Raw genomic sequence first — 26,701 nt, forward strand, 5'->3', positions numbered from 1 at the left:
ACACCATGTGTACGGTTTGCGGCTGCGGGGCAGGGGAAACGAAGATCGAAGGCGGGGCGCATGAGCACACCCATGTGCACGCCGATGGCACGGTGCATACGCACAGCCACGACCATCATCACGAGCACGAGCATAGCCACGACGGCGCCGCGCTGGCTGGGGCGCATCAGCATCCGCACACGCATGCGGACGGCACGACGCACGTGCATGAGCACGTGCATCAGGGCGAGCATGCGCATGTGCATGGTCACAGCCACGACCATGTCCATGCCGATGGCAGCACGCACAGTCATCCGCACGACCATGAGCATGGCCACGAACATGATCATCACCACCATCACCACGCGCACGCCGTCGGCGGCGATCTCGACTACGGCACCGGCCCGGCCCGCGCCCACGTGCCGGGCATGAGCCAGGCACGCATGGTGCAGATCGAGCAGGACATCCTGGCCAAGAACAACACCTACGCCAACGCCAACCGCAGCTGGTTTGACGAGCGCGGCATCTTCGCGCTCAACCTCGTTTCCAGCCCGGGCTCCGGCAAGACCACGCTCCTGTGTAAGACCATCGAGCTGTTGAAGGACAAGGTCGCCATCAACGTCGTCGAAGGTGACCAGCAGACTGCCAACGATGCCGAGCGCATCCGCGCCACCGGCGTGCCGGCCATCCAGATCAACACCGGCAAGGGCTGCCACCTCGACGGCCACATGGTCGGCCACGCCATGCAGCGCCTGCAGCCCAAGGACGAATCGCTGTTCCTGATCGAGAACGTTGGCAACCTCGTCTGCCCGGCTGCCTTCGATCTCGGCGAGCACCACAAGGTGGCGATCCTGTCGGTCACCGAAGGCGAAGACAAACCGCTCAAGTACCCGGACATGTTCGCCGCAGCCGACGTCATGCTGCTCAACAAGTGCGACCTGCTGCCCTACCTCGAATTCGATGCCGACCTGGCCGAGGCCAACGCCCGCCGCGTCAATCCCAACCTGACCATCTTCCGCGTCTCCGCCACCCGCGGCGACGGCATGAGCGCCTGGCTGGACTGGATCGAAGCCGGTCTCGAAGCGCAGCGCGGCAAGCACGGCGAGTCGGTCGATGCGTTGAAGGCGCGTATCGCCCAACTGGAGCAGCAGCTGGCGGCGAAGTAATCGACGGGGCTGGTCATGCTGCGGCCAACCCTGGGGCAGAGCGTATTTCTTATCGGTGCGGTGCTGGCTGCTTTGCCCGGCATGGCGGTTTTCGGTTGGCTGGCTGGCCTGTTGTTGTGCTGCGTTGCGGCACTCAGCGCGGATCGCCTGGCGGCATGGTCGGCGCCGAGTTTTAAGCGCGAGGGGTATCTCGCCTCCATGTTTGCCGGAGCATGCATCGCCTGGTTAACCCTGTTGATCGGGATGGGGGCTATGGCTGCGCTCGGCGCACTCGTCGTGCCTTACATGAGAACGGTTGATTGGTTGTGGGCTAACGGGTTGTTCGGACCATTTCTCAGCCCTGTCGGTGCATTCCTGGGAGCATCGTTTGCGACATTGCCTAGTCTGTTGATTGGTGCCGGGCTCGGTATGATTGCCGGCCGGAAAGCGAGCTTGTCGTGAGCGGCCGCCTGATCCGCATCCGCGGTCTCGTCCAGGGCGTCGGCTTCCGGCCCTATGTCTGGCGCCTGGCGCAAGAGTTGGAATTGGCCGGCTGGGTGCGCAACGACGGCGCCGGGGTGACTGCTGCGGTGCACGGGCCGAATTGGGCAAAATTCGTTGAGCGCCTGCCCCTGGAGGCGCCGTGTCTGGCGCGGATCGATGGCGTCGAGATCGAGGAATTGGCTGGCGAATTGCCGACCACCGGTTTTGCCATTCTCGACAGCGCCGAGGGTGAGGTCAAAACCGCCATCGGTCCCGACGCCGGGCTGTGTCCGGAGTGCATCGCCGACTTGTGCGACCCAGCCGGTCGGCGCTGGCGCTATGCCTTTACCACCTGCACGCATTGCGGGCCGCGCTTCACGGTTAGCCGGCGCATTCCCTACGACCGGGCGCAGACCAGTTTGAGCGGTTTTCCGCTGTGTGAACCGTGTGCCGGCGAATATGGCGAACCGGCCGACCGACGCTTCCACGCCGAAACTACCTGTTGTCCCACCTGCGGCCCACAGTTGAGCCTGCTCGATGCGCTCGGTCAGCCGCTGTCCGGCGATCCCATCACCGAAACGCTGGCCCGCTTGCGTGCCGGGCAGGTCGTCGCCATCAAGGGCCTGGGCGGTTTTCATCTGGCCTGCGATGCACGTAACGCGGAGGCGGTGGCCGAATTGCGCCAGCGCAAGCAGCGCGAAGCCAAGCCTTTTGCCGTGATGGGCCTGAATGAAGCGGCCTTCGCCGGACTGGCGCGGATCGGCGAGGGTGAGCGCGCCCTGCTGCGCAGTGTGGCGGCGCCCATCGTCCTGTGCGCCAAGGGCGAGCGGGAATTGCCGGGCATTGCGCCGGGTCTGGCCTGGCTCGGCGTCATGCTGCCGGCGACGCCGCTGCATCTTTTGCTCTGGCACGAGGCGGCCGGGCGGCCGAGCGGCACGGACTGGTTGAGTCAGCCGAACGACCTGTTGCTGGTGATGACCAGCGCCAACCCGCATGGCGAGCCGCTGGTGGCGGATAACGCCGAAGTCCTGACGCGCCTGGCCGGCATTGCCGATGCCTTCCTGCTGCACGACCGCGATATTGTCGTTCGTTGCGATGACTCGTTGGTGCGTGCGACACCGCACGGCCCAGCCTTCATCCGCCGGGCGCGCGGCTACGTGCCGGTGCCGATTCCGTTGGCCGAGGATGGCCCGGATGTGCTGGCCGTCGGCGGCTACTTGAAGAACACCATCTGCGTGACGCGTGGCCGCGAGGCCTTCCTGTCGCAGCATGTCGGCGGTCTGGATAACGCAGCGGCGATTGGTTTCCTTGAGGAAACCGTGGCACACCTGCTCGATATCCTGGAAGTCAGGCCGTCGGCGATTGCCCACGACCTGCATCCCGATTTTCCGTCGACCCGCTTGGCCATGCGTTTGGCTGACGAACTGGGCGTTCCGGCCGTTCCGGTGGCGCACCATCAGGCACATCTGGCGGCGATTGCCGGTGAACACGGCAGCAACGAGCCGCTAACCGGCCTGCTGCTTGATGGTGTCGGCCTCGGTCCGGATGGCGTTGCCTGGGGCGGCGAATTGCTGCATCTCGATGGCGCCGAGTGCCAGCGCCTCGGCCATCTGCAGCCGCTGGCGCTGCCCGGCGGCGACCGCGCGGCGCGCGAGCCGTGGCGCATGGCGGTGGCCGCGCTGAACGGCGCCGGCCACAGTCACCACATCGGTGGCTGGTTGCAATCGACCTGGCCTGAACGCGACGCCGGCCCCTTGCTGACCATGCTCGCCCGCCAACTGCGTTGCCCGCCGACGACCAGTCTGGGCCGTTGGTTCGACGCCATCGCCGCGCTGCTCGGCGTGCGCGACGTGATGGCCTTCGAAGGCCAGGCAGCGATGGAGCTGGAAGGCTTGGCCGCCGGCTTCGGGCAGATCGAACCCCTGCCGGCCGGTTACACCCTGCGCGACGGCGGCCGGGTGCTCGACCTGTCGCCCATGCTGCTGCCTTTGCTCGAACTGCGCGGCGAACCCGCCCGCGCTGCGGCGCTGTTCCATGCCACGCTGGCCACCGGGCTGGCCGAGTGGGCGACGGCCGTCCCCCAAGGGGACTTCTTGCTGGGCGCGGTGCACGGGGCAAAAAGGCAAAAAATCGCCCTCGGCGGTGGCTGTGCCATGAATGCCGTATTGGCCGAAAATCTACGCCGCGAACTAGCCGAGCGTGGTGTCGATTTGCTGGAAGCCCGGCTGGCACCACCCAATGACGGCGGGTTGGCACTGGGTCAGGCGGTGGTCGCCAGACGCATGAAATAACAGTGGCTTACGACCGGATGGACTAGTCAATCCGGCTGATTAGCAATTAACCATTTATTGCCTGGACTGGAAACCTGTGGCTGCCAATTGCTTCCCTTGGTGCGCCGCAGCAAAATCGCTAAGCGACTGGTTATATTAGAAAAGTCTTTTCTGGCCCGCTTATTGCGCATTTAGTCGCCAATAAAAATTCGCCATACCCCCAAGCAGAGAATCGTGCGCCGGCCATCGGCGGCAACACATACAAAAGGGGAGATCAATGGCCAACCAAAATCTGATCAAGCTGGAACTGGATCAACGCATCGCAGCGGCGGCCGAGCGCCTGTCGATGTCGCGTCGCGAGTTCCTGCAATTCTGTGCCGCGCTCGCCAGCACGCTGGGCCTGCCGCAAGGGGCGGATGCCGCCGTGGCCGAGGCCGTGGCGACCAAGAAGCGCCCGAGTGTCATCTGGCTGCACTTCCAGGAATGCACCGGCTGCACCGAGTCCATGCTGCGCGCCGAGCATCCGACGTTGGAAAAGCTCATTCTCGACGTCATTTCGCTCGACTACCACGAGACGCTGTTCGCTGCTGCCGGCCATCAGGTTGAAGCGGCGCGTTATGCGGCGATGAAGGAAAACAAGGGGCAATACATCCTGGTTGTCGAAGGCGCCATCCCGACTCGCGACAACGGGGTCTATTGCAAGGTCGGCGGCAAGACCGCCATCGAATTGCTCAAGGAGTGCGCGGCCGATGCGGCGGCGGTGATCGCCATCGGCTCCTGTGCCTCCTGGGGCGGCATGCCTTCGACTATCCCGTCGATTCCCGGCGCGACCGACAGCCCCACGGGGTCCAGCGGGGTGGCCCAGGTGCTCGGCAAGCCGGTCGTCACTATTCCCGGCTGCCCGCCCAATCCGTACAACTTCCTGTCCACCGTCGTGCATTTCCTGACTTTCGGCAAGTTGCCGGAAGTCGATGACAAGGGTCGTCCGAAGTTCGCCTACTCGCGCCTGATCCACGAGAACTGCGAGCGCCGCGCCCACTTCGACGCCGGCCGCTTCGCCATGGAGTTCGGCGACGACGGCCACCGCAAGGGCTATTGCCTGTACAAGCTCGGCTGCAAGGGGCCGGAAACCTACGCCAACTGTTCGGTCATCATGTTCGGCGACGCCGGCGCCGGCACCTGGCCGGTGGCTTGCGGCCACCCGTGCATCGGCTGTACCGAGCAGGGTGTCGGCTTCGCCAAGCCGATCCATACCGTGGCCAAGCTGAAGAACATCGAACCGTCTGCCTTCCTGCCGCGGATCGTCGAGGAGAAGGGCATTGGTGCCACACTCGGTTCGGCTGCGGTGCTCGCCGCGGTGGCCGGGGCTGCCGCCGGGGCCGGGGCGATGGTCGCCAAGAACCTCGGTTTGTCGCACCAGGCCGAGGAAATGGAGCGGGCGAAGAAGGAAGGCAACAAAGCCACCGAATCGACGGAGGTCTGAGATGACCAGCAGACGTGACTTTCTGCGCGGCTGCCTGGCCGGCGGAGCGGCAGCTGCCGCGTCCGTCGTGCCCGAGGTGGCCTGCGCGCGCGATACGCTACAACGCCCGCCCGAGGCGCTCGGCCTGCTCTACGACGCCACCCTGTGCGTCGGCTGCCAGGCCTGCGTCGCCGCGTGCAAGCGAGCCAACGAGAACCCGGCCGAATTCACGGCCATGGACAAGCTTTGGGATACGCCGCTCGATACGACCGGCCACACCTTCAACCTGATCAAGATGTACCGCAACGGCACGATGGAAACGAAGGATAGTGAGCTGAACGGCTTCTCCTTCATGAAGACCTCGTGCATGCACTGCGCCGACCCGTCCTGCGTTTCGGCCTGTCCGGTGTCGGCGATGCAGAAGGATCCGCTCACCGGCGTCGTTGGCTACGACGCCGATGCCTGCATCGGTTGCCGTTACTGCGTCGCCGCCTGCCCATTCGGTATTCCGAAATACCAGTACGACTCGCCGACCGGCAAGATCGGCAAGTGCGAGCTGTGCCGGCATCGCCACAAGGACGGCCATTATTCGGCCTGTGCCGAGGTCTGTCCGACCGGTGCCACGCTGTTCGGCCGCACCGAGGACCTGTTGGCTGAGGCGAAACGCCGTCTGGCCTTGAAACCGGGCGAGTGGACCGCCATCCCGCGCGGACGCCTGCCGGCCAGGGGCGAAACGGCCGAGCAGGCCGCCAAGTGGAAGGGTCCGCTCGACCAGAGCTATCAGGCCGTGGTCGGCCAGTACAAGCAGCATGTCTATGGCGAAACCGAATACGGCGGCACGCAGGTGCTCAAGCTGTCGGCAGTTGAGTTCGAGAAGGTCGGCATGCCTAACCTGCCACCGAAATCGTCGGCGGCCACTTCGGAAACCATTCAGCACACCTTGTACGGCGGCATGATCATGCCCATTGCCGTCCTGGCCGGCCTGACCTGGGTGGCCAGGCGCAATGTCGTGCCGGAAGACGACGAGGCAAGTAAAAACCAGAAGGGAGGCCAGTCATGAGCGCCCATTCGCATCCGGTAACGGCTCCGGTCGGCGGCAAGCTGTTCAATACCGCAACCTTCGTCTGCGCCCTGCTGATCATGGCCATGGTCGCCATCCTGTTCGTCCGCTTCATTTTCGGACTGGGGGCGGTGACCAACCTGAACGACGGCTACCCGTGGGGCATCTGGGTGGTCTTCGACGTGGTCATCGGTTCGGCCTTCGCCTGCGGCGGCTTCTCGGTGGCCATGCTGGTCTATATCTTCAACCGCGGCGAATACCACCCGATGGTGCGGCCGGCCTTGCTGGCCTCGCTGTTCGGCTACACGCTGGCCGGCGTCGGGGTGATCTTCGACCTCGGCCGATACTGGAACTTCTGGCACATCCTGTGGCCGACCTATGCCAACCCGAACTCGGTGATGTTCGAGGTCGCCTTGTGCATCTCTTGCTACATCACGGTGATGTGGATCGAGTTCTCACCGGTGTTCATGGAGCAGTGGGGCCTGAAGGTGCAAAAGAAGAAGCTGGAGAAAGTGCTGTTCTTCTTCATCGCCCTTGGCACCTTGTTGCCGATGATGCACCAGTCCTCGCTCGGCACCTTGCTGGTGGTGATGGGTGGTCAGGTCAATCCGCTGTGGCAGACCCCGGTCGTGCCGCTGCTCTACCTGTTGAGTGCGGTGACCATCGGCTACGGCGTCGTGTTGTTCGAGTCTTGTGTCGCCTCGTCGGCCTATCGCCGCGAGATCGAGATGCACCTGTTGCAGCCGATGGCCAAGATCATGCTCGGCACGCTTGCTGCCTTCCTGTGCGTGCGCTTCGGCGATTTGGTCGTGCGCGGCGCGCTCGGCCATGCCTTCACGCCTAGCCTGGAAGCCTTCTTCTTCTGGCTGGAAACCGCCTGCTTCGTGCTGCCTTATGCACTGGTCGGCACAGCCAACGCCCGGCGCAATCCGGCACGCCTGTTCCTGGCTGGGGTGTCGATCATGCTTGCCGGCGTGCTGCTGCGCGTCAATGGCTTCCTGATCGGCTACGACACCGGCCCGGGCTGGCACTACTTCCCGAGCATCGCCGAAATGCTGGTCACCATCGGCATGTTCGCCATCGAAGTGCTCGGCTACATCATCATCACCCGCCGCTTCCCGGTGCTGCCGCGCCCGGAAACTGCCCACTGAATTCGAGGGATAGGAGAAAAAAATGACTAAACGAGTAACCATCGACCCGGTCACCCGCATTGAGGGTCACCTGCGCGTCGACGTGGAAGTGGACGGCGGCCGGGTCAAGAAGGCCTGGGCCTCGGGCCAGATGTGGCGCGGCGTCGAGAACATCCTGATCGGCCGCGACCCGCGCGACGCCTGGGCGATCACCCAGCGCATCTGCGGCGTGTGCACCACGGTGCATGCCATCGCCTCGGTGCGCGCCGTGGAGAACGCGCTGCAACTGGAAATCCCGGTCAACGCGCAGTACATCCGCAACATGATCATCCTGGCCCACGCCGTGCATGATCACATCGTCCATTTCTACCACCTGTCGGCGCTTGATTGGGTCGATGTCGTGTCGGCCCTGAAGGCCGACCCGGAAAAGGCGGCCAGCCTGGCGCAGAGCCTGTCGAACTGGAACGGCAACACCAAGGCCGAATTCAAGAAGGTGCAGGACAAGCTGAGCGGCTTCGTCGGTACCGGCCAGCTCGGCATTTTCACCAACGGCTACTGGGGCCACCCGGCCATGAAGCTGACGCCGGAAGTGAACCTGATGGCCGTGGTGCACTACCTGCAGGCGCTGGAAATCCAGCGTTATGCCAGCAAGATCGTCTCCGTTCTCGGCTCGAAGTCGCCCCATATTCAGAACGTGGCGGTCGGCGGCGTGGCCAATCCCTTGAACATGGATGCCCAGTCGGTGCTGACCATGGAGCGCCTGCTGGCCATCAAGGAATGGATGCTGAAGCTGGAAGACTTCATCAAGAACGTCTATCTGGTCGACGTTGGTGCCATCGGCGGCTTCTATGCCGACTGGACGAAGCACGGCCGCGGCATCACCGACTACCTGTGCGTGCCGGACATCCCGCTCGACGGCAAGGGGACGCAGTTCGCGCTGCCCGGCGGCTATATCGAGGGCGGCAAGCTGGAGAGCTTCAAGGCGATCACCAGCTTCAACGACAAGTACTTCACCGAAGGCGTGTCGGAGGCGATCAAGCATTCCTGGTACGACTACGCGGCCGGCAACGACGTCTCGCTGCACCCGTACAAGGGTGAGACCAAGCCGAACTACACGGATTTCCAGGATAACGGCAAATACAGCTGGCTGAAGTCGCCGACCTTCTACGGTAAGCCGATGCAGGTCGGCCCGCTGCCGCGCGTGCTCAACATGCTGGCGGCAGGTCACGAACCGACCAAGCAGTACGCCACGGCGGCGCTCGATCTGGTGTCCAAGGTCGCCGGCGCCAAGGTCGGCGTCGAGGCCTTGCATTCCACCATCGGCCGCCATGCGGCGCGGGCGGTCGGTTGCGCGGTGCAGGTCGATGAATTGCTCAAGCAGTGGGATCTGCTGCTCGCCAACATGGGCAAGGGCGATTACAAGACCTTCAACAAGCCGGTCTTCCCGAAGGGCGAGCAAATGGGTGTCGGTTTCCACGAAGCCCCGCGCGGCGTGCTGTCGCACTGGGTGGTGATCGATTCCGGCAAGATCAAGAACTACCAGTGCGTCGTGCCGACCACCTGGAACGCCGCCCCGCGCAACGAGAAGGATGCGCCGGGTGCGTACGAGGCTTGCCTGCTCGACAACCCGGTGGCCGATCCCGAGAAGCCGCTGGAAGTCCTGCGCACCGTGCACTCGTTCGACCCCTGCCTGGCTTGTGCCGTGCATGTGGTCGATCAGGAGAACAACCCGGTGGTGACGGTGAAGGCCGCTTGATCGGCAGCAAAGGAACTCTGCGTTTCGGGCGCGACAATGCTCGCGCCCGCTTTTTTTGGATTTGAGCATGCGTATCGTCGTACTCGGTATCGGCAACATTCTTCTCACCGACGAAGGCGTCGGCGTTCGCACCATCGAGGCGCTGGAGCGCGACTATGCGCTGCCGCCGGAGGTCGAAGTCATTGACGGTGGTACCTGCGGCATGGAAATGCTGGAACAGCTGGAAAACCTCGATGGCCTGATCGTGGTCGATTGTGTGCGCGCCAACCAGCCTCCGGCGACGCCCATCCTGCTCAAGGGTGACGACGTGCCGGTGTTCTTCAAGACCAAGCTTTCGCCGCATCAGGTCAGCTTGTCCGACGTGCTGGCCAGCCTGGAATTCACCGGGCGGGCGCCGAAGTCGATCGCCATCGTTGGTATGCAGCCGGTGTCGATGAACTTGGGCATGGAGTTGTCGCCGGAAGTGGCGGCCAGGTTGCCGGAATTGTTGGCGATGACGCTGAACGAACTGCGTTTGCTCGGCATCGAGGCGAAGGAGCGTGCCTGATGTGCTTGTCGATTCCGAAATGCGTGGTCGAGTGGGAAGGCAGCGGCGAGGGTGCCGGCGACTTCGCCTGGGTCGAACGCGACGGTCAGCGCGAGCGCATCAACATGATGTTGATTGGCCCGCAGCCGGTCGGCACCTGGGTGCTGACCTCGCTCGGGCTGGCCAAGGAGGTGATCGAGGACGAGCAGCGCCAGTTGATCGAGGATGCGCTGGCCGCCCTGGCGGCTTCGCTGCAGGGTGACTACGACCCGACACAGCATTTCCGCGATCTGGGCGTGGCGCATGATTGAGCGTTTCCGTACGCCGGCCATGGCGCCGCCGCCGGTACGGGTGGCCCAGGCCCATGCCGAGAATCCGGGAGGCTGGCTGGAGGCGCACTATCGGCGCGTCTACGAGGAGCGCATGCGTGACATGCCTTTCGTCAATCCGGCATTGCAGGTGCACGGGCTCGAATTCGAGCGTCAGCAGGGCGATTGGCTGGGCATCCTGCTGACGCCCTGGTTCCTGAATTTGTTCTTGCTGCCCGGTGGCGGCGCTTTGTGGCGCGACATTCCGGCTGGTGAGCGCTGCGCGCTGGATCTTCCCTGCGGCACGATGCACTTCATCGCCGACGACGATCCGGATATCGGCCCTTATCAGTATTGCCCGCTGGTGGCGCCGGTTGATCAGTTGCCGGATATGGCGACTGCCTTGCAGGTAGCCGAGGCGGCGTGGGAAACCGTGCTGCTGGCTCCGGCGCCAGTTGTGGAAGAGGCTGCGCCTGATCCGCAGGCTTCGCGCCGAGCCTTTCTGCGTCGGCTGGGTGGGCGCAGCTAGGGCTAGTGGCCTGCTTCGCAATTATCCGAACATGAAAACTTGTCTTTGTGCCGCTGGCGTTGTTGCTCATCCTCGCGATAGCTTCGGCTATCGCTCCGGTTCGCGCCTAGCCGGCAGCGCAAATCCGGCGTTTTCATCAAGTCCGATAATGACGAAGCAGACCACTAGCTGGGAGCCGGTTGTGGCAGTTGGGGCAGGTGAGACATGGAAGCTTGTCTTGCCATGGTGTGGAAAGAAACTTTTCATCGGTTAAGATGGGGGCTGCCAAGTCTTTGATTTTCATTTGCTCCCGGCCTGGTCCGTGTCTTGCCTTTGTGCTGCCGCTGCTTGCGCAACGAATCGACGCTCGGGACAATGCGGGCATGGCTTTTCTGCTTGGATGACGAGTGACCGCGATGAACCCACGCCCTTCCGATGAACTGTTGCTTGCCGCCTTGATGCGGTCCGGTTTTGCTGCCGGCGAGGTGGTGGGCTGGCTGCCGATGCAAGGTGACTGGATCGCGGCCGTGGCGCATGCCGACCGCGCCTGTCTGATGCTGTTGCCGGCCGGCGGCAGCCTGTGGGGCGACATTCCGGTCGGGCAGAAGCGTTTCGTCACGCTGGCCGATCAGAGTTGGGCTTTTGTTGCGGGCGAGGATGGCGAGTTGGGCGCTTATCAGCGTTGCCACCTGGCCGAAGCGGCGGATGGTGTGAGCGACATCGCCGTGGCGCGCGAAGTTGCTCTCGATGCCCTGAAGTTGCTTGGCTATCGGCCGGAAGCACCGGCGACGGCAGAGGAAGCGCCGCGCCCGCCGGTGTCCCGCCGGGGTTTTTTGCGTGCCCTGACGGGGCGGCGCTAGAGAGGACGAAAGATGTGTCTGGCCATTCCGGCGCAGGTGGTTGAGCTGCGCGACAACGACAATGCCCTGGTCGACCTGGCCGGGGTCAAGAAAGAGATTTCGCTGGCCTTGGTCGAGGGTGTGGCGGTCGGTGACTACGTCATCGTCCATGTTGGCTACGCGCTGAACAAACTGGATCCGGAAGAGGCCGAGAAGACACTCAAGCTATTCGCCGAAATGGGCCAGCTGACCCCGGATGGCGACGGATTGACCTTGCATTAATGGGCTGCTTCGCAATTATCAGAACATGAAAGCTTGTTTCTGCTCCGTAGGCGTTGTTGCTCATCCTCGCGATAGCGATGGCTATCGCTGTGGTTCGCGCCTAGCCTATGGCGCAAATCCGGCGCTTTTATTTTGTCCCGCCAATTACGAAGCAGCCCACCCATGAAATACATCGACGAATTCCGCGACGGCGAGGTTGCCCAGAAGATCGCCGCCGTCATCCGCGCCGAAGCCGACCCGGCGCGCCGCTACCATTTCATGGAATTTTGCGGCGGCCATACGCACGCCATCTCGCGCTACGGTGTCTCCGATCTGCTGCCGGACAACGTCAAGATGATCCATGGACCGGGTTGCCCGGTCTGCGTGCTGCCCATCGGTCGCGTCGATCAGGCGATCCGCCTGGCGCTGGAGCAGGGTGTCACGTTGTGTACTTATGGCGATTGCCTGCGCGTGCCCGCCTCGAATGGCCTATCGCTGATGAAGGCCAAGGCACGCGGCGGGGACATCCGCATGGTGTATTCCAGTGCCGATGCCGTGGCACTGGCGCAGAAGCATCCGGACAAGCAGGTCGTTTTCTTCGCCATCGGTTTCGAAACGACGACGCCGCCGACCGCGGTGGCGATCAAGCAGGCGGCTGCGCTCGGCTTGAAGAATTTCTCGGTGCTGTGCTGCCATGTGCTGACGCCGTCAGCCATCTCTAGCATTCTCGAGTCGCCGGAAGTGCGCCAGTGGGGCACCGTGCCGCTCGACGGCTTCATCGGCCCGGCTCACGTGTCGACCATCATCGGCAGCCGACCCTACGAGTTCTTCGCCGAGGAGTATCGCAAGCCGGTGGTGATCGCCGGCTTCGAGCCGCTTGATGTCATGCAGGCGATCCGCATGCTGATCCGCCAGGTCAACGAAGGTCGAGCGGAAGTGGAGAACGAGTTTTCGCGGGCGGTGGATCGCGAAGGCAACAAGAAGGCGCAGCAACTGGTCGCCGAAGTGTTCGAAATGCGCAAGAACTTCGAGTGGCGCGGTTTGAATGTCCTACCCTACTCGGCGCTGCGCATACGTGGCACGTTCGCCGAATTTGATGCCGAAAAACGCTTCCCGCTCGGCTACGCCTCGGTGCCGGATCACAAAGCCTGCGAATGCGGGGCCATCCTGCGCGGAGTCAAACGACCGCAGGACTGCAAGATTTTCGGCACCGTGTGCACACCGGAGAACCCGGTGGGGTCTTGCATGGTGTCGTCCGAGGGGGCTTGTGCGGCGCATTACACGTATGGGCGGTATAAGGATGTGGCCTGAGGTCGTGTCGTTTGTTGCTCAAACGCGGCTTTCCGCCTTTACGGCGGGCGTACTTTCTTTTGCTTTGCCAAAAGAAAGTAGCCAAAGAAAAGGCCACCCCTGGGTCGGCGGTGGGCTGCGCCCACTTCCTTCCGCTACTCGCTTGGCCGGGCGGCTGGCTAAACTCGCCGCGATGCGGCTCAGACAACGCCAGCCGAAAGCCCCCGGCCAACCTGCGTTGCTCAGCGCCTCGCAAGGGGCCCGGAAAAGCGTCGCAGCTTCACTGTCACTAAAAAAACATGACTGCTGCGGTGCACTGGCCAAAAAGGCAAAAAAACAATTCACTAGGGTTAAGCATGCGTTCGGTTTTAAACCGCCCGTGGGAGGCGCCGAGCAACGCAGGCGGTCGGGGAGCCGTCGGCTGGCGTTGTTTGAGCCGAAGGCGAGTTTAGCCAGCCGCCCCGACCGTCGAGTAGCGCAGGGAAACCGCGTAGCGGGCGCCGACCTCGGGTCGCCTTCTTCTTTGGCTACTTTCTTCTTGGCGAAGCAAGAAGAAAGTACGCTCGCGCGTCAGGCGCGAAAACCAGCGTTTCAAAATTGCTCGAGCTTAGAGATACAGCAATAGATCATGACCCAAACCCGTAAAAACTACGTCCGTCCCCTCGACATCAAACACGGCCAGGTCGATATGGCGCATGGCTCGGGTGGCCGGGCGATGGCGCAGTTGATCGAGGAATTGTTCGTCAAGCACCTCGGCAACGAATACCTCGCGCAGGGCGACGACGGTGCGCTGCTGCCGAATCCTGGCGAGGGGCGGCTGGTCATGGCGACGGATTCGCATGTCGTCTCGCCACTGTTCTTCCCGGGGGGCGATATCGGTTGCCTGTCGGTGCATGGCACGATCAACGACGTGGCAGTGATGGGGGCGCAGCCGCTTTATCTGGCGGCAGGCTTCATTCTCGAAGAGGGTTTCAAGTTCGCCGATCTGGCGCGCATCGTGCAAAGCATGGCCGAAGCGGCGAAGGAGGCTGGCGTGCCGATCGTTACTGGCGATACCAAGGTGGTCGAGCGCGGCAAGGGCGACGGTGTTTTCATCACGACGACCGGCGTCGGCGTCGTGCGGCCGGGCGCTGAGCTCTCCGGACGCAATGCGCAGCCGGGCGATGTGATTCTGGTGTCCGGCACCTTGGGCGATCACGGCATGGCGATCATGGCTGAACGCGAGAGTCTGGGTTTCGAATCGCCTATCGTCTCCGATACCGCAGCGCTGCATGGGCTGATCGCGGCGATGCGGGCGAGCGAGGCGGAGATCCATGTGTTGCGCGACCCGACGCGCGGCGGGCTGGCGACGACGCTGAACGAGATCGCCAAGCAGTCGGGCGTCGGCATGATGCTGCAGGAGAAGGCCTTGCCGGTGAAGCCAGCGGTCGAGGCAGCGTGCGAATTTTTGGGATTGGACCCGCTTTATGTGGCAAACGAAGGCAAACTGGTGGCGATCTGCGCCGAACAGGATGCTGAAAAGCTGTTGGCCGCGATGCGGGCGCATCCGCTGGGCGGGGATGCCGCCATCGTCGGCAAGGTGCATGCCGACGAGCATCACTTCGTGCAGATGACCACCGCGTTCGGTGGTCGACGTATTGTCGATTGGTTGAGCGGCGAGCAGTTGCCGCGGATTTGCTGAGCGGGGCTCAGTGGCGAACGGCGATCATCACCGTTTGGACGTCGCCGACCTCGGAGAGCACGAGGTCGCGGGCGTCGTCGATATCGTCCGCGTTGCGGACGTGAAAGATGTCACGACGGCCATCCGGATAGCGCACGGCGGCGATGTATTCCAGACGCGGCGCCCGTTTTCGCGAAGTGCGGGCTTGTTTGGCAGCTTGCATGTGAATTCCCCCGGTTTTGTTTTAGCGCATCCTAATCAAAGCCAAGCGTTTGAAAAATATCGCGAAAGTTATAAACGGCCGTTTTTATGCCGGGCAAGCCGCGCCAAACCGCGTGGTTGCTCAAAATATTTTTTTGCCATCGCCTGAAAAAAACCGATTGGTATGCGCATCTTATTCATTACGCACAGCTTCAACAGCCTGACCCAGCGCCTTTTCTGCGAATTGAGCGCGCTCGGCCACCAGGTCAGCATCGAGTTCGACATTGCCGACGCCGTCGCCGAGGAGGCTGTCGCATTGTTCAAACCGGATCTGATCGTCGCGCCTTATCTGAAGCGGGCGATTCCGGAGTCGATCTGGGCGCGCCACCTCTGTTTAATCGTGCATCCGGGCATTGTTGGCGACCGCGGACCCTCGGCGCTCGACTGGGCAATCCGCCGACAGTTGCCGGAATGGGGCGTGACCGTCCTGCAGGCCGAGGCGGAGATGGATGCCGGCCCGGTATGGGCTTCGGCAACTTTCCCGATGCGTCCGGCGCGCAAGGCTTCGCTCTACCGCAACGAAGTGACCGAAGCGGCGGTGCAGGCGGTGATGGCTGCGGTGCACCGCTTCACAAGCGGAAATTTCACGCCGGCGCGGGTGCCGGGGGCGGCGCATGAGCCGATGAAACAGGCCGATCGCCAAATCGACTGGCAAGCCGATGATACGGCCACCGTGTTGGCCAAGCTCAATGCGGCCGACGGTTTTCCCGGTGTGGCCGACGAATTGTTCGGGCAAGCCTGTCATCTCTTCGATGCCTGGCCGGAAGCAAGCCTGAGTGGGCAACCTGGCGCGCTGCTGGCTCGGCGTGAGACGGCTGTCTGCCGCGCAACGGTAGACGGCGCCGTGTGGATCGGCCACGTCAAGCGGCCGGGCGCGCTCAAACTGCCAACGACACAGGCTTTCGCCGAGGCCGGCGAGTTGCCGGAAAGCAGCCTCGATGGCTGGTGGAAAGCGCCGTCCGCCACCTGGCAGGACATCGCCTACGGAGAGGCTGGCGGGGTCGGTTTTCTCGGTTTCGAGTTCTACAACGGGGCGATGAGTACCCGTCAGTGCCAGCGGCTGACCGAGGCATTTCGATGGGCCAGCCAACGGCCGACGCGCGTGATCGTGCTGCGTGGCGGCAGCGATTTCTGGTCGAACGGCATTCATCTGAACACCATCGAGGCAGCCGAAAGCCCGGCCGACGAGTCCTGGGCCAACATCAACGCCATCGACGACCTGGCCGAAGCCATCCTGCGCTGCGAAACGCAGATTACCGTGGCGGCCGTGGGCGGCAACGCCGGCGCCGGCGGCTGCTTCCTGGCGCGCGCCTGCGACCAGGTCTGGGTGCGCGACGGCGTCATGCTCAATCCGCACTACAAGAATATGGGCAACCTGTTCGGTTCGGAATTCTGGACCTATCTGCTACCGCCACGGGTCGGCGACGACGGGGCGCGTGCCATCATGCGTCACCGCTTGCCGATGACGGCGGCCGAAGCGGTCAAACTCGGTTTCTACGACGCCTGCCTGCCGGGGCCGGGTTTTGCCGTCGATGTCGCGCGGCGGGCTGCCGAGATTGCGGCCGCCGGCGATCTGCCGGCGCAACTCGCTGCCAAAAAGGCCAAGCTGGAAGCCGACGAGGCGGTGAAGCCCCTGGCCAACTACCGTGCCGCGGAGTTGCAGGAAATGCGGCGCAATTTCTACGGTTTCGACCCGTCCTACCACGTCGCACGCTATCATTTCGTCGCCAAAACGCCGCACTCGTGGACGCCGCGCCATCTCGCCCTGCACCGTGAACTCGATTGGAAAATTCCCGCATGAACGCTCCCCTCCTGCGCCGCTTGCCCGCCGTTCTTGTCGTCGATGACGAGGTACGTTCGCAGGAAGCCCTGCGCCGGACCCTCGAGGAAGATTTCGAGGTCTTCTGCGCATCGAGCGCCGACGAGGGCATGGAAATCCTCGAAATGGAGCAGTCCACCGCAGGAATCCGCATCGTGCTGTGCGACCAGCGCATGCCGGGAACGACCGGCGTCCAGTTCCTGAAGGAAGTGCGCGACCGCTGGCCGGATATCGTGCGCATCATCCTGTCCGGCTATACCGACGCCGAAGACATCATCACCGGCGTCAACGAAGCCGGCATCTGGCAATACCTGCTCAAGCCCTGGCAGCCTGAGCAATTGCTGCTGACCTTGCAGCGTGCCGCCGACGTTTGGCGCCTGCAGCAGGAAAACCAGCGCCTGAGTCTCGATCTGCGTACCGCCGAGCCGGTCTTGAAGAAGAAGGTCGAGAGCAAGCAGGAGAAGGCGCGCAGCAGCTTCGGTCTGGGCGCCATCGTGCGTACATCGGGCAGCCCGATCAACGCGGTGTGCGGTCTGATCCAGCGCGTCGCGCCCTACGACCTCTCGGTGATGATCACCGGCGAATCCGGCACCGGCAAGGAAATGGTGGCTCGCGCCATCCACTTCGAGAGCGCGCGCGCTACCCGTCCCTTCATCACGGAGAACTGCGGCGCCTTGCCCGATACCCTGCTCGAATCGGAGCTGTTCGGCTACAAGCGCGGCGCCTTCACCGGCGCGGTGGACGATCGCGTCGGTCTCTTCCAGCAAGCCGACGGCGGCACGCTCTTCCTCGACGAAATCGGCGAAACCAGCCCGGCCTTTCAGGTAAAACTGCTGCGCGTGCTGCAGGAAGGCGAGTTTCGTCCGCTCGGCAGCAATCGTCCGGTGTCGGTTGATGTGCGCGTGATCGCGGCAACTAACCGCGATTTGGAAGAAGATGTGCGCACCGGCCGCTTCCGCGAGGATTTGTATTACCGCCTGGCGACCATCGCCCTGCATGTGCCGCCGCTCCGTGAGCGGCCGATGGATCTGCCGCTTCTCGCCGCCCGCCTGCTGGAGAGCAGCGCACGCAGCCTGGGCAAGGCAATCGACGGCTTCGCGCCGGAGACGCTGGCGGCCTTTGCCGAGTATGCCTGGCCGGGCAATGTGCGCGAAATGCAGAACGAGATCCTGCGTATGGTGGCGTTGGCTGATGGCACGCAATTGACCCCGGATCTGCTGTCGTCGCGCGTGTTGCGACCGAGCGTTGCGCCCTCCGGCGAGGGCGACTCCTGGGTCGATGGCCTGAGCGGCAACCTGAAGGAGCGCATGGAACAGCTCGAAATGCGCGTCATCAAGGCGGCCATGCAGCGCCATCGCGGCAACAAGTCGCGCGCCGCGCGCGAACTGGGTCTGTCGCGCGTCGGCCTGCGCGCCAAGCTCAATCGTTACGGGCTGGACGCCGAATGAAAGTCCTCTGGCTGCAGAGCGGCGGCTGCGGCGGCTGCACCCAATCGCTGCTGTGCCACGAGCCGCGTCCGCTGTTCGATGAATTGCGCGATGCCGGTATCGAATTCGTCTGGCACCCGGCGCTGTCGCTGGAAAGTGGCGACGAGGCGCTGGCCGTCCTGACCGATTGCGCCGAGGGGCGCCGTGCGTTCGACGTGCTGTGCATCGAAGGCGCCATGCTGCGCGGGCCGAACGGGACTGGTCGTTTTCATCTGATGGCCGGCAGCGGTCGGCCGCTGACCGAATGGGTCGAACGCCTGGCGGCGCGGGCGCGTTATGTGTTGGCCGTCGGCTCGTGTACGGCTTATGGCGGATTTTCGGCTTCCACGCCTGGCAATCCGCTCGAAGCCTGCGGCCTGCAATACGACACCGATACGCCGGGCGGCCTGCTCGGCAAGACTTTCCGCTCGGCGGCCGGTGTGCCAGTGGTCAATATCGCCGGCTGTCCGGTGCATCCGGGCTGGGTGGTCGATACGCTGGAGAAGGCCGCCATTGACGGCTTATTCGCGACCGATCTGGACGAATTGGGTCGGCCGCTGCTCTACGCCGAGCAACTGGTGCACCACGGTTGTCCGCGCAACGAGTTCTACGAGTTCAAGGCCAGCGCCACCAAGCATTCCGATATCGGCTGCCTGATGGAAAACCTCGGCTGCAAGGGCACCCAGGCGCACGCCGACTGCAATACCCGGCCGTGGAATGGCGGCGGTTCCTGCCTGAAGGGCGGCTTCGCCTGCATTGCCTGTACCGAGCCGGGTTTCGAGGCGCCGGGCCACGCCTTCCAGCAGACGCCCAAGGTGGCTGGTATTCCGATCGGCTTGCCGACCGACATGCCCAAGGCCTGGTTCGTCGCGCTGGCGGCCTTGTCGAAATCGGCGACACCGAAGCGGGTGCGCGACAATGCCGTCGAGGATCACACGGTGATCCGCCCCTCCGTACGCAAGGCGGGCAAATGAAGCGTATTCAATTAGGGCCGTTCAATCGCGTCGAAGGCGATCTCGAAGTCAGTCTCGATGTCGGGCAGGGGCGGGTTGCCGCAGCCTGGGTCAATTCCCCGCTGTTCCGCGGTTTCGAGCAGGTGCTGGTCGGGCGTGCGCCGGAGGATGCGCTGGCCATCGTGCCGCGTATCTGCGGCATCTGTTCGGTCGCCCAGTCGGCGGCGGCTGCCAATGCGCTGGCCGCGCTGGCCGGGGTCGAACCGCCGCCCAATGGCCAACTGGCACAGAAGATCGTGTTGGCGGCCGAGAATCTGGCCGATCATCTGACGCACTTCTATCTCTTCTTCATGCCGGATTTTGCCCGGTCGGCTTATGCCGATAGAAGCTGGTTCGGCGAAGTTGCTGGCCGATTCGCCGCACAAACCGGGGCGTCGGTCGCGCCCTGGCTGCAGGCGCGCGCCCGTTTCTACAACATTGCCGGCGTGCTGTCCGGTCGCTGGCCGCACACGCTGGCCTTGCAGGCCGGCGGCAGCACCAAGGCGGTGACGGCGGCCGAGCGCATTCGACTGTTCGCGCTGCTGCGCGAGTTCCGCAGCTTCCTCGAAGGCCGATTGTTTGGCGATACGCTGGAGGCCTTCGCCGGGCTGGCCAGCTTCGATCAGTTGCAAGCCTGGGCTGCCGGGGGAGGCAGCGATTTCGCCCACTTCCTGCGGGCAGCTGGCGATCTGGGGCTGGAAGGCATTGGGCGGGCGACCGACCGTTTCCTCTCTTACGGCGCTTATGGTCACTTCGTCTCCGGCATTCGCCAACCGACTGCTGCGGTGCACAGCCTGGAAACGGCAAAAATCACCGAGGATGCGCACAGTGCCTGGCTGGCCGACCGCGCGCCCTTGCCGCCGGCGCAGGGTGAAACCATCGTCGCCGCCGACAAACCGGATGCCTACACCTGGTGCAAGGCGCCGCGCTATGGCGGCGAGGTGGCCGAAGTCGGGGCGCTGGCGCGCCTGGTCGTTGCCGGACATCCGCTGCTGCAAGACTTGATCCTGCGCCATGGTGGCAGCGTCACGGCTCGCATCGTCGCTCGCATGATCGAAGTGGCAACGGTGGTGCCCTTGATGGAAAGCTGGCTGCGCGATTTACGTCTCGGCGAGCCGTTTTGCTTGCCGGTTGAGATGCCCGACAGCGGTGAGTCTACGGGCTTGGTCGAAGCCGCGCGCGGCAGCCTGGGACACTGGATGTCGGTCAAGCGGGGCCGGATCGAGCGCTACCAGATCGTTGCGCCGACCACCTGGAATTTTTCGCCGCGCGATAGCGCCGAGACACCCGGTCCGTTGGAGCAGGCCTTGGTCGGCTTGCCAGCCGGCGAGGGCGCGTTACCGACCATCCAACACGTCGTCCGTTCCTTCGATCCGTGCATGGTGTGCACGGTGCATTGATCCGCTGTCGGTAGTGTCAGCTCAGGCAGACCACGCTGGCGTTGTGGAAGCGTGGGATGTGCAGGTCGTGCGAGCTGTCGATTTCGCCGAGGGTCAGGGCGCCGATCAGCTGGTGGGCTCCTGTGGCCGCCTGTAGATTGGCCAGTTCGTACGCCGATTCTTCGCCAAAGTGCATGCGGCGTCCGGCACAGTAGAAAGTCAGGATGTTTTGCCCACCGGGCGTTTGATGGCCGGGGGCTTTCAGGTCGACGGCCAGCCGGTCGACGCAGTTGCTTTCGGCCAGTGTTGGGGCACGTAACAGGCGCAGTACGGAGTTGGGCGGAACTTCGCCAACGCAGAAAATCGAGCCATCTTCATCGAAAGCGACCGGTATCCGCACGAGTACGTCCAGGGCAGTGACGACGCCGAAGGGGTAGTGCACCGCATAGTCGTAAAAATTCTGGTGGGTCAGCTCGATGCCGAATTCCGCCTTGATGACTTCCTGATAGACCGTCATGGCCGGTCGGCCGTCGATCTTGTCGATGCGATTACCCAACGTCGAGGTCGCCCGCATGATGGTCTTGGCGACCGGGTAACCATGCTCGACCGCGAAGCGCGTGTTTTCGGGGAGGATCATGCCGATGACGGCGTTGCCAAGCAGCCGGGTGTTGTCGAACAGGCAGGGCATGGGCTGGAATGTCTCGCTGCCGGCATTGATGCCGCTACAGGGAAGTTGTCGGTCGAAAGTCGTGTGCAGATTGATCAGAGCGCTGCCAATCGCCGGCAGCATGCCGTCGAATATCATGAACAGTACATGCTGCGCTTCGTGATCTCCCGAGTGCCGGAGCGCCGACTTGATCGCTTCACCCATGCGCTGCCCGGCATCGAAAGGCGGGGCGTCCATGTCCTCCAGCAGGAAGTGGGGTGGCATCTGAGGTACGCGTAGTAACCAGATGCCGCTGGTGACGAAAGCAGCATCGCTGATCAGTGCGGGAAAGATGGCACCCAGTAGCGGAATTCCGGCTTCCTGGCAGGCCGCCTGCAAGTCACCGACGCGAGCTTTTTCTGCCTCGGGCAAAAATGCCAGCAATCCCATGGCCGGGGCGCCGCCTTGCCATTCGCGAAGCAGGGCGGAGAGCTCCGGGTGTGTGCCGGAGAAAAGTTGCTGACGGTCGAACATCGTTGTCCAGGGTGGTCGATTTTTTGTAAGTTAATGCAAAACTATTAATTTCGTCAAATTGAGTGTGTTTGGTGTCAGGGCAAAAAAATCCCCGCGCGAGGCGGGGAGTGGGCAGCTGCTTGGATCGTTCAGAAACCGATCTTGCGGCTACGCCCGATACGCGGTGCATCGAAATCGCGAGCTTCCAGCCAGTTGCGGCCGTCCAGCTTGGCGGTGCCGAAGGCGGCGAGCAGACGCTTCTTCATGTCGCGCGGCGGTAGCGAGGCCAGGCGTTCGAGCACGGCATCCTCGATTTCGTCCGGGAAGCCCCAGTCGTGTTCGCCGATGATGTCGCGGTAGAGGCGTCCGGCGATGGCCAGTGAAGCTTCCAGGTCGGGGCGCGGCACTTCATAGACGTTCATCCGGTTCAGGATCGGTTCCGGGATGCTGCGTTCATCGTTGGCAGTGGTCACCCACAGGATGTGCGAGGCATCGATGTCGATATCGACGAACTCGTCCTTGAAGGCCTTGGCCGTATCGTGTTCGAGCAGGCTGTAGAGCGCGCCCATCGGATCGTAGCGGTTGTCGCCGCCGGCCTTGTCGATCTCGTCGAGCACCACGATGGGGTTGGCGAAGTCGCCATGCACCAAAGTGTGCGCTACCTTGCCAGGCTTGGCGTTGTTCCACTGCGCCGAGGATCCGGACAGAATCCAGCCGGCGGTCAGCGAACTCATCGAGACGAATTCATGGCCGGTGCCCAGTTTGCCCGCCAGCTCGCGGGCGAAATGAGTCTTGCCGATGCCGGGCTCGCCGAGCAGCAGGATGGGCGTGAAGCTCATCGGCTCGTTGCCGGCGACCGACAGGGCGATGTATTTCTTCAGGTCGTCGATGACGTCGCCAAAGTTCGGACAGCTGTCGTACATCTCGTCGATCATGTCCGGCCCGCTCGGGCGAACCAGGAAGCGTCCGCCGCCGCGCTGCTTCATTTTTTCGTACAGGCTGGTCAGCGCCTCGTTGCGATTGCCGCTGGCCTCATCGAGCGCGCGCTCGATGGCGGAGACGTCGTAAATGGTGCGCTCTTCGGCGACCGAGAGTCGGATGTCGCTGGTGCTCATGATGACTTCCTCCTTGCGCTGATAGACCCGATAACGGATTGTCCGTTCGGCATCTTGAGACAAGCAGGTTTTGTTCCCGATTGGTGCGGTGCGTCAATTTGCTCTCCGCCGGGCTTTCAGGTGCTGTCGGGGTAGAGCAGCTCTTGTGCGGTTTCGAACAACTCCCGCTCTTCGAAACGCACATGGTCGGTCAACAACGAGCCGAACTCCGCCAGAGTCGCGGCGTCCGGCTGCTTGAGCGCTTGTCCGAGTTGGCGCAGGCGAACGTGTTCGGTGAGCGTGCGATCGACCAGTGTGTTCTGGCCGATGGCTTTCAGTTGCCGCAGGATGCCTTCTTCTTCGTCGAGAAAGTGCGCTTCCATGAGTTCGAGGTAGTGTCCGACGATGTCCGCAGCAGCTTGCTCCATCGCGGCGCTTGCGCCGGAGTCTGCGGCAAAACGTGCCAGGCGGGCCATCTTGAGTGCCGTGTGGTGTTCGCGGGAATGTTGCTGTAGCGCGGCGTGGCGTTTCATCGCATGCCTCTCGGTGTGTGGCGCCTGACCAGGGTCACCATCGTCACGATGAAGACGACGAGCACCAGCCCGTTGAGCAGGGCGGCATAGTGGCGCAGGGCGAAGTTTTCGGCCAAGCCGCCGAACAGGCGTATTGCCAGTGTCAGGTGGAGCAGGACCATCGGCAGATAAAGTGCCGGATGGTAGGGGATCTTGATCCGGGTGACTGCCGGGAAGATGATCGGGGCGTGCCCGAAGACCATGGAGAATACAAAACCGAGGCCGATAGCGTGCAAGGCCGCATCGCGCCAGGGGTGACCGGGCTGAAAGGCGCCTGCCAGCCCGAGCAGGCCGGCGATGCTGAGCCAGACGTAACCGGAGAGCAGGCAGGCGGCGATGAAGCGGGTCAAACCTTCGCTGGCGATATTGCGCCGGGCGATGTCGTAGCGCATCAGCCAGCCGGCCAGGGCGAGCAGGCCGCAGGCAAGGACGCGGCTTGCTCCGGTTGCCGCAGCGACGAACAGCAGTGTCACGATGGCGATGAACCACAGCCGGGCGACCGGCGGCGTGGGCAGGAAGCGCGTCAGTTCCAGTCGTTCGCCGGCGATGGTCAGAACAAGGAAGAGCAGCCACCAGGCAATGGCCAGGCTCAGCTCTCCGGTGCTCAGCCAGACGATATTGCCGACCAGCCAGCAAGCTGCCGCCAGGGTCAGAACAAGGGTAAATACTGCCCAGTGGCGACGCAGCGCAACGATGCTGGCGGCCACCAGGCCGAGGGCGCCCAAGGTTCCCAGGCTCTGGGCGACGAGTAAGGGTGCCCCGGCCAGCAGGGCGATGCCGCCGGCCCCAGCCGCCAGTGGGGCGCTGTAGGCCCAACCCTGGCCGATGGCCACGGCGCGTTCAAGACTGATCACGGTGCCGAAAAAAGCCGCGATCATCAGCGGCGCGTGGAAGCCAGCCGCCTGGGCCGCCACTGCCGGTACATCCCAACCGATGCGGGCTAGCCCGGCCAGCACGCCGCCGAGCAACGAGAGCATGCCGAGAAAGAGGAGCGGCAGGCGAGCGCCGGGCTTGAGGTCGGGCATTGGCGCTATGGCGAGTCCGAGTCGGTCCAGCCGAGTCGCTGTCGGCATTGCTCGCTCATCATTTTGGGTTCCCAGGGGGGATTCCACACGACCTTGATATCCACTTCGATATCGGCCGGCAGGATGCGCCCCAGTTCGCTGTGGGCGTCGTCGAGGATCATGTCGCCCATCGGACAGGCCGGGGAGGTCATGGTCATTTCGATGTGCAGCGTCTTGTCCGCAAGATCGATACGGTAAATCAGGCCCAGGTCGACGATATTGGCGCCGATCTCGGGATCGGCCACGTTGCGCAGGGCGGCACGGATGGTTTCGATGTTCGGCGCGTCGGTCATCGGGGCGGGAAACGTTAGAATGCGACGAGGGCATCCTAGCAGCCTGGGTGCTGCCCGTATTTAGCAGGGAGCAAATTTGCATGGAACGCTTCACCATTTCGCTCGACGAATCGCTGGCTCGCCAGTTCGACCAACTGATTGCCACGCGCGGCTACAGCAACCGTTCCGAGGCGGTGCGCGACCTGATCCGTGCGGCCATCGAGAGCGACCGCCAGCGCGAAACGCCGTCCGGCCATTGCGTGGCCAATCTCTCCTACGTGTACAACCATCACGAGCGTGAGCTGGCCGAGCGCCTGACCGGCTTGCAGCACGACCATCACGATCTGACGGTGGCGGCCATGCATAGCCACCTGGATCACGACAATTGTCTGGAAAGCGTCATCCTGAAGGGGGCGACGGCGGATGTCCGACAATTCGCCGATGCGCTGATGGCAGAGCGCGGCGTTCGCCACGGCAAGCTGAACGTGATCGCGCTGGAAGCCGAGCACCATCACGCCCACGACGAACACGGGGAAGCGCATGTCCACTACCGACCGGCCCGCTGAACCGCATCCGGCTGTCGGCGAGGGCCTTGGCGAACAGGCCTGGATCGAGGTCATCCAGAAAATGGACGAGGTCTATAACGACCTCCTCCAGTACGAAGTCGCCCTCGAAGAGAAGAACTCGGCGCTGGAAGAGTCGCACCAGTTCATCGAGAGCGTGCTGGCGTCGATGTCGGACATCCTGATCGTCTGCGATCGTCACGGTAACATCGAGGAAGTGAACCCGGCCTTGCGCCATTTCGTCGGCAGGAGCAGCGAGGAACTGGTCAGTACGCCGGTCTTCGAACTGTTCGCGGACGAGACCGAGCGGGCCAAGGCGCGCGACGTGTTCAATCGCCATGCCCGCGAAGGGCTGCACGACTGCGAGTTTTTTCTGCGCTCGGGCGATGGCTCGACCGTGCCGGTGTCGATGAACTGCACGCCGCGGGTATCGCAGACCGGCAAGCTGATGGGCGTGGTGGTCACCGGTCGGCCGGTGGGCGAATTGCGCAAGGCCTATCAGGCGCTGCGGCAGGCGCACGATGACCTGAAGCGGACACAAGGCCAGTTGCTGCACGCCGAGAAGATGGTGTCGCTCGGTCGGTTGGTGGCCGGTGTGGCGCATGAGCTGAACAATCCGATCAGCTTCGTGCTGGGCAACGTCTTGTCGCTGCAACGTTACGCCCAGCGTCTGGAAAATTACCTTGCTGCGGTGCACTCGACCGAAACGGCAAAAACCGACCCCGTCAGCAGCCTGCGCGCCGAACTGCGCATCGACCGCATCCTGGCCGACATGCCGCACCTGATCGACGGCATGATCGAAGGGGCGGAACGCACGCGCGACATCGTCGATGCACTGAAGCGTTTTTCCGCCGTCGACAAGATGACCCCCGAGCAGGTGAATCTGAACGAAGTGGTCGAACGCTCGGTGCGCTGGGTGGTGCAGAGCGCGGCGGCCAAGTTCGAGGTCGATATCGATCTGCCGGCCGATCTGCATTGCGTCGGCTCTTCCGGCCAGTTGCAGCAGGTGGTAATGAACCTGGTGCAGAACGCCTGCGACGCCACGGCCCGCCAGCAGCAGCCTAAACTCCGCATCAGCGGCGGGGTCGAGGGCGACATGGCCGTGTTGCGCTTCTCCGACAATGGGCCGGGCATCGCCGAGGAACATTTGAGCCGACTGTTCGAACCTTTCTTCACCACCAAGCCGGTCGGGCAGGGCACCGGGCTGGGCCTGTCGATCAGCTACGGCATCGTTGATCGCCATGGCGGCAAGCTGTCGGCGACCAATCTTCCGCAGGGCGGAGCGGAATTTTGCCTTGCACTGCCGGTGGTCAGGGGCTAACCACTTGGGTGGATTTTCGCTAGCCGGATTTGCCCAGTCTTCAATACGAACAATGACTTATT

The 26,701-nt window shown here is 63.4% G+C and carries 26 protein-coding genes; 20 read left to right on the forward strand and 6 right to left on the reverse strand.

Annotation, left to right across the window (positions count from 1 at the left end):
• Positions 1-5: 5 nt before the first annotated feature.
• The 14 genes from hypB to hypE all read left to right on the forward strand — a co-directional run bounded on the left by hypB (position 6) and on the right by hypE (position 14,698).
• Complete coding sequence (hypB, locus tag WIF35_RS13090; protein WP_412478659.1) at positions 6-1,145, forward strand: hydrogenase nickel incorporation protein HypB; 1,140 nt, start codon at positions 6-8, stop codon at positions 1,143-1,145.
• Positions 1,146-1,160: 15 nt separating this feature from the next.
• Positions 1,161-1,586 carry a hypothetical protein gene (locus tag WIF35_RS13095; RefSeq protein WP_412478660.1) on the forward strand — a complete coding sequence of 142 codons (426 nt, stop codon included), beginning with the start codon at positions 1,161-1,163 and terminating at the stop codon, positions 1,584-1,586.
• On the forward strand, positions 1,583-3,898 hold the full coding sequence (gene hypF, locus WIF35_RS13100) for a carbamoyltransferase HypF (protein ID WP_412478661.1): 2,316 nt from the start codon (positions 1,583-1,585) through the stop codon (positions 3,896-3,898). The genes WIF35_RS13095 and hypF overlap by 4 nt, the downstream gene beginning before the upstream one ends.
• 256 nt (positions 3,899-4,154) lie before the next feature.
• On the forward strand, positions 4,155-5,360 hold the full coding sequence (locus WIF35_RS13105) for a hydrogenase small subunit (protein ID WP_412478662.1): 1,206 nt from the start codon (positions 4,155-4,157) through the stop codon (positions 5,358-5,360).
• A 1-nt stretch (position 5,361) separates the two neighbouring features.
• On the forward strand, positions 5,362-6,399 hold the full coding sequence (gene hybA / locus WIF35_RS13110; protein ID WP_412478663.1) for a hydrogenase 2 operon protein HybA: 1,038 nt from the start codon (positions 5,362-5,364) through the stop codon (positions 6,397-6,399).
• Entirely contained in the window at positions 6,396-7,550 is a 1,155-nt protein-coding gene (gene hybB / locus WIF35_RS13115) for a Ni/Fe-hydrogenase cytochrome b subunit (protein WP_412478664.1), read from the forward strand. Before hybA ends, hybB begins: the two co-directional genes overlap by 4 nt.
• Before the next feature lie 22 nt (positions 7,551-7,572).
• Entirely contained in the window at positions 7,573-9,285 is a 1,713-nt protein-coding gene (locus WIF35_RS13120) for a nickel-dependent hydrogenase large subunit (protein ID WP_412478665.1), read from the forward strand.
• 67 nt (positions 9,286-9,352) lie between these two features.
• A complete protein-coding gene (locus tag WIF35_RS13125) occupies positions 9,353-9,832 on the forward strand; it encodes a HyaD/HybD family hydrogenase maturation endopeptidase (RefSeq protein ID WP_412478666.1) in 480 nt (159 codons plus the stop codon).
• Positions 9,832-10,122, forward strand: a complete 291-nt coding sequence (locus WIF35_RS13130) for a HypC/HybG/HupF family hydrogenase formation chaperone (protein ID WP_412478667.1) — start codon at positions 9,832-9,834, stop codon at positions 10,120-10,122. Before WIF35_RS13125 ends, WIF35_RS13130 begins: the two co-directional genes overlap by 1 nt.
• Complete coding sequence (gene hybE, locus WIF35_RS13135) at positions 10,115-10,648, forward strand: [NiFe]-hydrogenase assembly chaperone HybE (RefSeq protein ID WP_412478668.1); 534 nt, start codon at positions 10,115-10,117, stop codon at positions 10,646-10,648. Before WIF35_RS13130 ends, hybE (WIF35_RS13135) begins: the two co-directional genes overlap by 8 nt.
• 395 nt (positions 10,649-11,043) lie before the next feature.
• The gene (gene hybE, locus WIF35_RS13140; RefSeq protein WP_412478669.1) at positions 11,044-11,487 is read left to right on the forward strand and encodes a [NiFe]-hydrogenase assembly chaperone HybE; all 444 of its coding nucleotides are present in this window, start codon (positions 11,044-11,046) and stop codon (positions 11,485-11,487) included.
• Between the two features lie 12 nt (positions 11,488-11,499).
• On the forward strand, positions 11,500-11,748 hold the full coding sequence (locus WIF35_RS13145; protein ID WP_412478670.1) for a HypC/HybG/HupF family hydrogenase formation chaperone: 249 nt from the start codon (positions 11,500-11,502) through the stop codon (positions 11,746-11,748).
• Positions 11,749-11,910: 162 nt separating this feature from the next.
• A complete protein-coding gene (gene hypD / locus WIF35_RS13150; protein WP_412478671.1) occupies positions 11,911-13,038 on the forward strand; it encodes a hydrogenase formation protein HypD in 1,128 nt (375 codons plus the stop codon).
• A gap of 607 nt (positions 13,039-13,645) precedes the next feature.
• Entirely contained in the window at positions 13,646-14,698 is a 1,053-nt protein-coding gene (hypE, locus tag WIF35_RS13155) for a hydrogenase expression/formation protein HypE (RefSeq protein ID WP_412478672.1), read from the forward strand.
• Positions 14,699-14,705: 7 nt separating this feature from the next.
• Here the strand turns inward: hypE and WIF35_RS13160 are convergent, their stop codons facing one another.
• Positions 14,706-14,900, reverse strand: a complete 195-nt coding sequence (locus tag WIF35_RS13160; protein WP_412478673.1) for a hypothetical protein — start codon at positions 14,898-14,900, stop codon at positions 14,706-14,708.
• 162 nt (positions 14,901-15,062) lie between these two features.
• On the opposite strand from WIF35_RS13160, the gene WIF35_RS13165 reads away from it, so the two are divergent.
• Genes WIF35_RS13165 through WIF35_RS13180 form a run of 4 tightly spaced genes read left to right on the forward strand, consistent with a single transcriptional unit; the run spans position 15,063 to position 20,615 of the window.
• Positions 15,063-16,739: a hydrogenase maturation protein gene (locus tag WIF35_RS13165; protein WP_412478674.1), complete on the forward strand. Its 1,677-nt coding sequence runs from the start codon at positions 15,063-15,065 to the stop codon at positions 16,737-16,739.
• Entirely contained in the window at positions 16,736-18,205 is a 1,470-nt protein-coding gene (locus tag WIF35_RS13170; RefSeq protein WP_412478675.1) for a sigma-54-dependent transcriptional regulator, read from the forward strand. The genes WIF35_RS13165 and WIF35_RS13170 overlap by 4 nt, the downstream gene beginning before the upstream one ends.
• The gene (locus tag WIF35_RS13175; RefSeq protein ID WP_412478676.1) at positions 18,202-19,197 is read left to right on the forward strand and encodes a HupU protein; all 996 of its coding nucleotides are present in this window, start codon (positions 18,202-18,204) and stop codon (positions 19,195-19,197) included. Before WIF35_RS13170 ends, WIF35_RS13175 begins: the two co-directional genes overlap by 4 nt.
• Complete coding sequence (locus WIF35_RS13180) at positions 19,194-20,615, forward strand: nickel-dependent hydrogenase large subunit (RefSeq protein WP_412478677.1); 1,422 nt, start codon at positions 19,194-19,196, stop codon at positions 20,613-20,615. The genes WIF35_RS13175 and WIF35_RS13180 overlap by 4 nt, the downstream gene beginning before the upstream one ends.
• A 16-nt stretch (positions 20,616-20,631) precedes the next feature.
• Here WIF35_RS13180 and WIF35_RS13185 read toward each other — a convergent pair whose 3' ends face one another.
• The 5 genes from WIF35_RS13185 to WIF35_RS13205 all read right to left on the reverse strand — a co-directional run bounded on the left by WIF35_RS13185 (position 20,632) and on the right by WIF35_RS13205 (position 24,776).
• The gene (locus WIF35_RS13185; RefSeq protein ID WP_412478678.1) at positions 20,632-21,774 is read right to left on the reverse strand and encodes an FIST signal transduction protein; all 1,143 of its coding nucleotides are present in this window, start codon (positions 21,772-21,774) and stop codon (positions 20,632-20,634) included.
• Between the two features lie 128 nt (positions 21,775-21,902).
• Entirely contained in the window at positions 21,903-22,868 is a 966-nt protein-coding gene (locus WIF35_RS13190) for an AAA family ATPase (RefSeq protein WP_412478679.1), read from the reverse strand.
• Positions 22,869-22,984: 116 nt separating this feature from the next.
• Positions 22,985-23,380: a hemerythrin domain-containing protein gene (locus tag WIF35_RS13195; RefSeq protein WP_412478680.1), complete on the reverse strand. Its 396-nt coding sequence runs from the start codon at positions 23,378-23,380 to the stop codon at positions 22,985-22,987.
• The gene (locus WIF35_RS13200) at positions 23,377-24,444 is read right to left on the reverse strand and encodes a hypothetical protein (protein ID WP_412478681.1); all 1,068 of its coding nucleotides are present in this window, start codon (positions 24,442-24,444) and stop codon (positions 23,377-23,379) included. Before WIF35_RS13200 ends, WIF35_RS13195 begins: the two co-directional genes overlap by 4 nt.
• A gap of 5 nt (positions 24,445-24,449) precedes the next feature.
• Positions 24,450-24,776: a metal-sulfur cluster assembly factor gene (locus tag WIF35_RS13205; protein ID WP_412478682.1), complete on the reverse strand. Its 327-nt coding sequence runs from the start codon at positions 24,774-24,776 to the stop codon at positions 24,450-24,452.
• 80 nt (positions 24,777-24,856) lie between these two features.
• On the opposite strand from WIF35_RS13205, the gene nikR reads away from it, so the two are divergent.
• Entirely contained in the window at positions 24,857-25,321 is a 465-nt protein-coding gene (gene nikR, locus WIF35_RS13210; RefSeq protein ID WP_412478683.1) for a nickel-responsive transcriptional regulator NikR, read from the forward strand.
• Positions 25,296-26,639: an ATP-binding protein gene (locus tag WIF35_RS13215; RefSeq protein WP_412478684.1), complete on the forward strand. Its 1,344-nt coding sequence runs from the start codon at positions 25,296-25,298 to the stop codon at positions 26,637-26,639. The genes nikR and WIF35_RS13215 overlap by 26 nt, the downstream gene beginning before the upstream one ends.
• Positions 26,640-26,701 lie beyond the last annotated feature (62 nt).

The sequence above is a fragment of the Azonexus sp. IMCC34839 genome (genome assembly GCF_047047955.1).
GTDB lineage: Bacteria > Pseudomonadota > Gammaproteobacteria > Burkholderiales > Rhodocyclaceae > Azonexus.

Coding starts and splice junctions, on each gene's coding strand:
- hypB (WP_412478659.1), top strand. CDS start 6: ATGTGTACGGTTTGCGGCTGCGGGGCAGGGGAAACGAAGATCGAAGGC.
- WIF35_RS13095 (WP_412478660.1), top strand. CDS start 1,161: ATGCTGCGGCCAACCCTGGGGCAGAGCGTATTTCTTATCGGTGCGGTG.
- WIF35_RS13105 (WP_412478662.1), top strand. CDS start 4,155: ATGGCCAACCAAAATCTGATCAAGCTGGAACTGGATCAACGCATCGCA.
- hybA (WP_412478663.1), top strand. CDS start 5,362: ATGACCAGCAGACGTGACTTTCTGCGCGGCTGCCTGGCCGGCGGAGCG.
- hybB (WP_412478664.1), top strand. CDS start 6,396: ATGAGCGCCCATTCGCATCCGGTAACGGCTCCGGTCGGCGGCAAGCTG.
- WIF35_RS13120 (WP_412478665.1), top strand. CDS start 7,573: ATGACTAAACGAGTAACCATCGACCCGGTCACCCGCATTGAGGGTCAC.
- WIF35_RS13125 (WP_412478666.1), top strand. CDS start 9,353: ATGCGTATCGTCGTACTCGGTATCGGCAACATTCTTCTCACCGACGAA.
- WIF35_RS13130 (WP_412478667.1), top strand. CDS start 9,832: ATGTGCTTGTCGATTCCGAAATGCGTGGTCGAGTGGGAAGGCAGCGGC.
- hybE (WP_412478668.1), top strand. CDS start 10,115: ATGATTGAGCGTTTCCGTACGCCGGCCATGGCGCCGCCGCCGGTACGG.
- hybE (WP_412478669.1), top strand. CDS start 11,044: ATGAACCCACGCCCTTCCGATGAACTGTTGCTTGCCGCCTTGATGCGG.
- WIF35_RS13145 (WP_412478670.1), top strand. CDS start 11,500: ATGTGTCTGGCCATTCCGGCGCAGGTGGTTGAGCTGCGCGACAACGAC.
- hypD (WP_412478671.1), top strand. CDS start 11,911: ATGAAATACATCGACGAATTCCGCGACGGCGAGGTTGCCCAGAAGATC.
- hypE (WP_412478672.1), top strand. CDS start 13,646: ATGACCCAAACCCGTAAAAACTACGTCCGTCCCCTCGACATCAAACAC.
- WIF35_RS13160 (WP_412478673.1), bottom strand. CDS start 14,900: ATGCAAGCTGCCAAACAAGCCCGCACTTCGCGAAAACGGGCGCCGCGT.
- WIF35_RS13165 (WP_412478674.1), top strand. CDS start 15,063: ATGCGCATCTTATTCATTACGCACAGCTTCAACAGCCTGACCCAGCGC.
- WIF35_RS13170 (WP_412478675.1), top strand. CDS start 16,736: ATGAACGCTCCCCTCCTGCGCCGCTTGCCCGCCGTTCTTGTCGTCGAT.
- WIF35_RS13175 (WP_412478676.1), top strand. CDS start 18,202: ATGAAAGTCCTCTGGCTGCAGAGCGGCGGCTGCGGCGGCTGCACCCAA.
- WIF35_RS13180 (WP_412478677.1), top strand. CDS start 19,194: ATGAAGCGTATTCAATTAGGGCCGTTCAATCGCGTCGAAGGCGATCTC.
- WIF35_RS13185 (WP_412478678.1), bottom strand. CDS start 21,774: ATGTTCGACCGTCAGCAACTTTTCTCCGGCACACACCCGGAGCTCTCC.
- WIF35_RS13190 (WP_412478679.1), bottom strand. CDS start 22,868: ATGAGCACCAGCGACATCCGACTCTCGGTCGCCGAAGAGCGCACCATT.
- WIF35_RS13195 (WP_412478680.1), bottom strand. CDS start 23,380: ATGAAACGCCACGCCGCGCTACAGCAACATTCCCGCGAACACCACACG.
- WIF35_RS13200 (WP_412478681.1), bottom strand. CDS start 24,444: ATGCCCGACCTCAAGCCCGGCGCTCGCCTGCCGCTCCTCTTTCTCGGC.
- WIF35_RS13205 (WP_412478682.1), bottom strand. CDS start 24,776: ATGACCGACGCGCCGAACATCGAAACCATCCGTGCCGCCCTGCGCAAC.
- nikR (WP_412478683.1), top strand. CDS start 24,857: ATGGAACGCTTCACCATTTCGCTCGACGAATCGCTGGCTCGCCAGTTC.
- WIF35_RS13215 (WP_412478684.1), top strand. CDS start 25,296: ATGTCCACTACCGACCGGCCCGCTGAACCGCATCCGGCTGTCGGCGAG.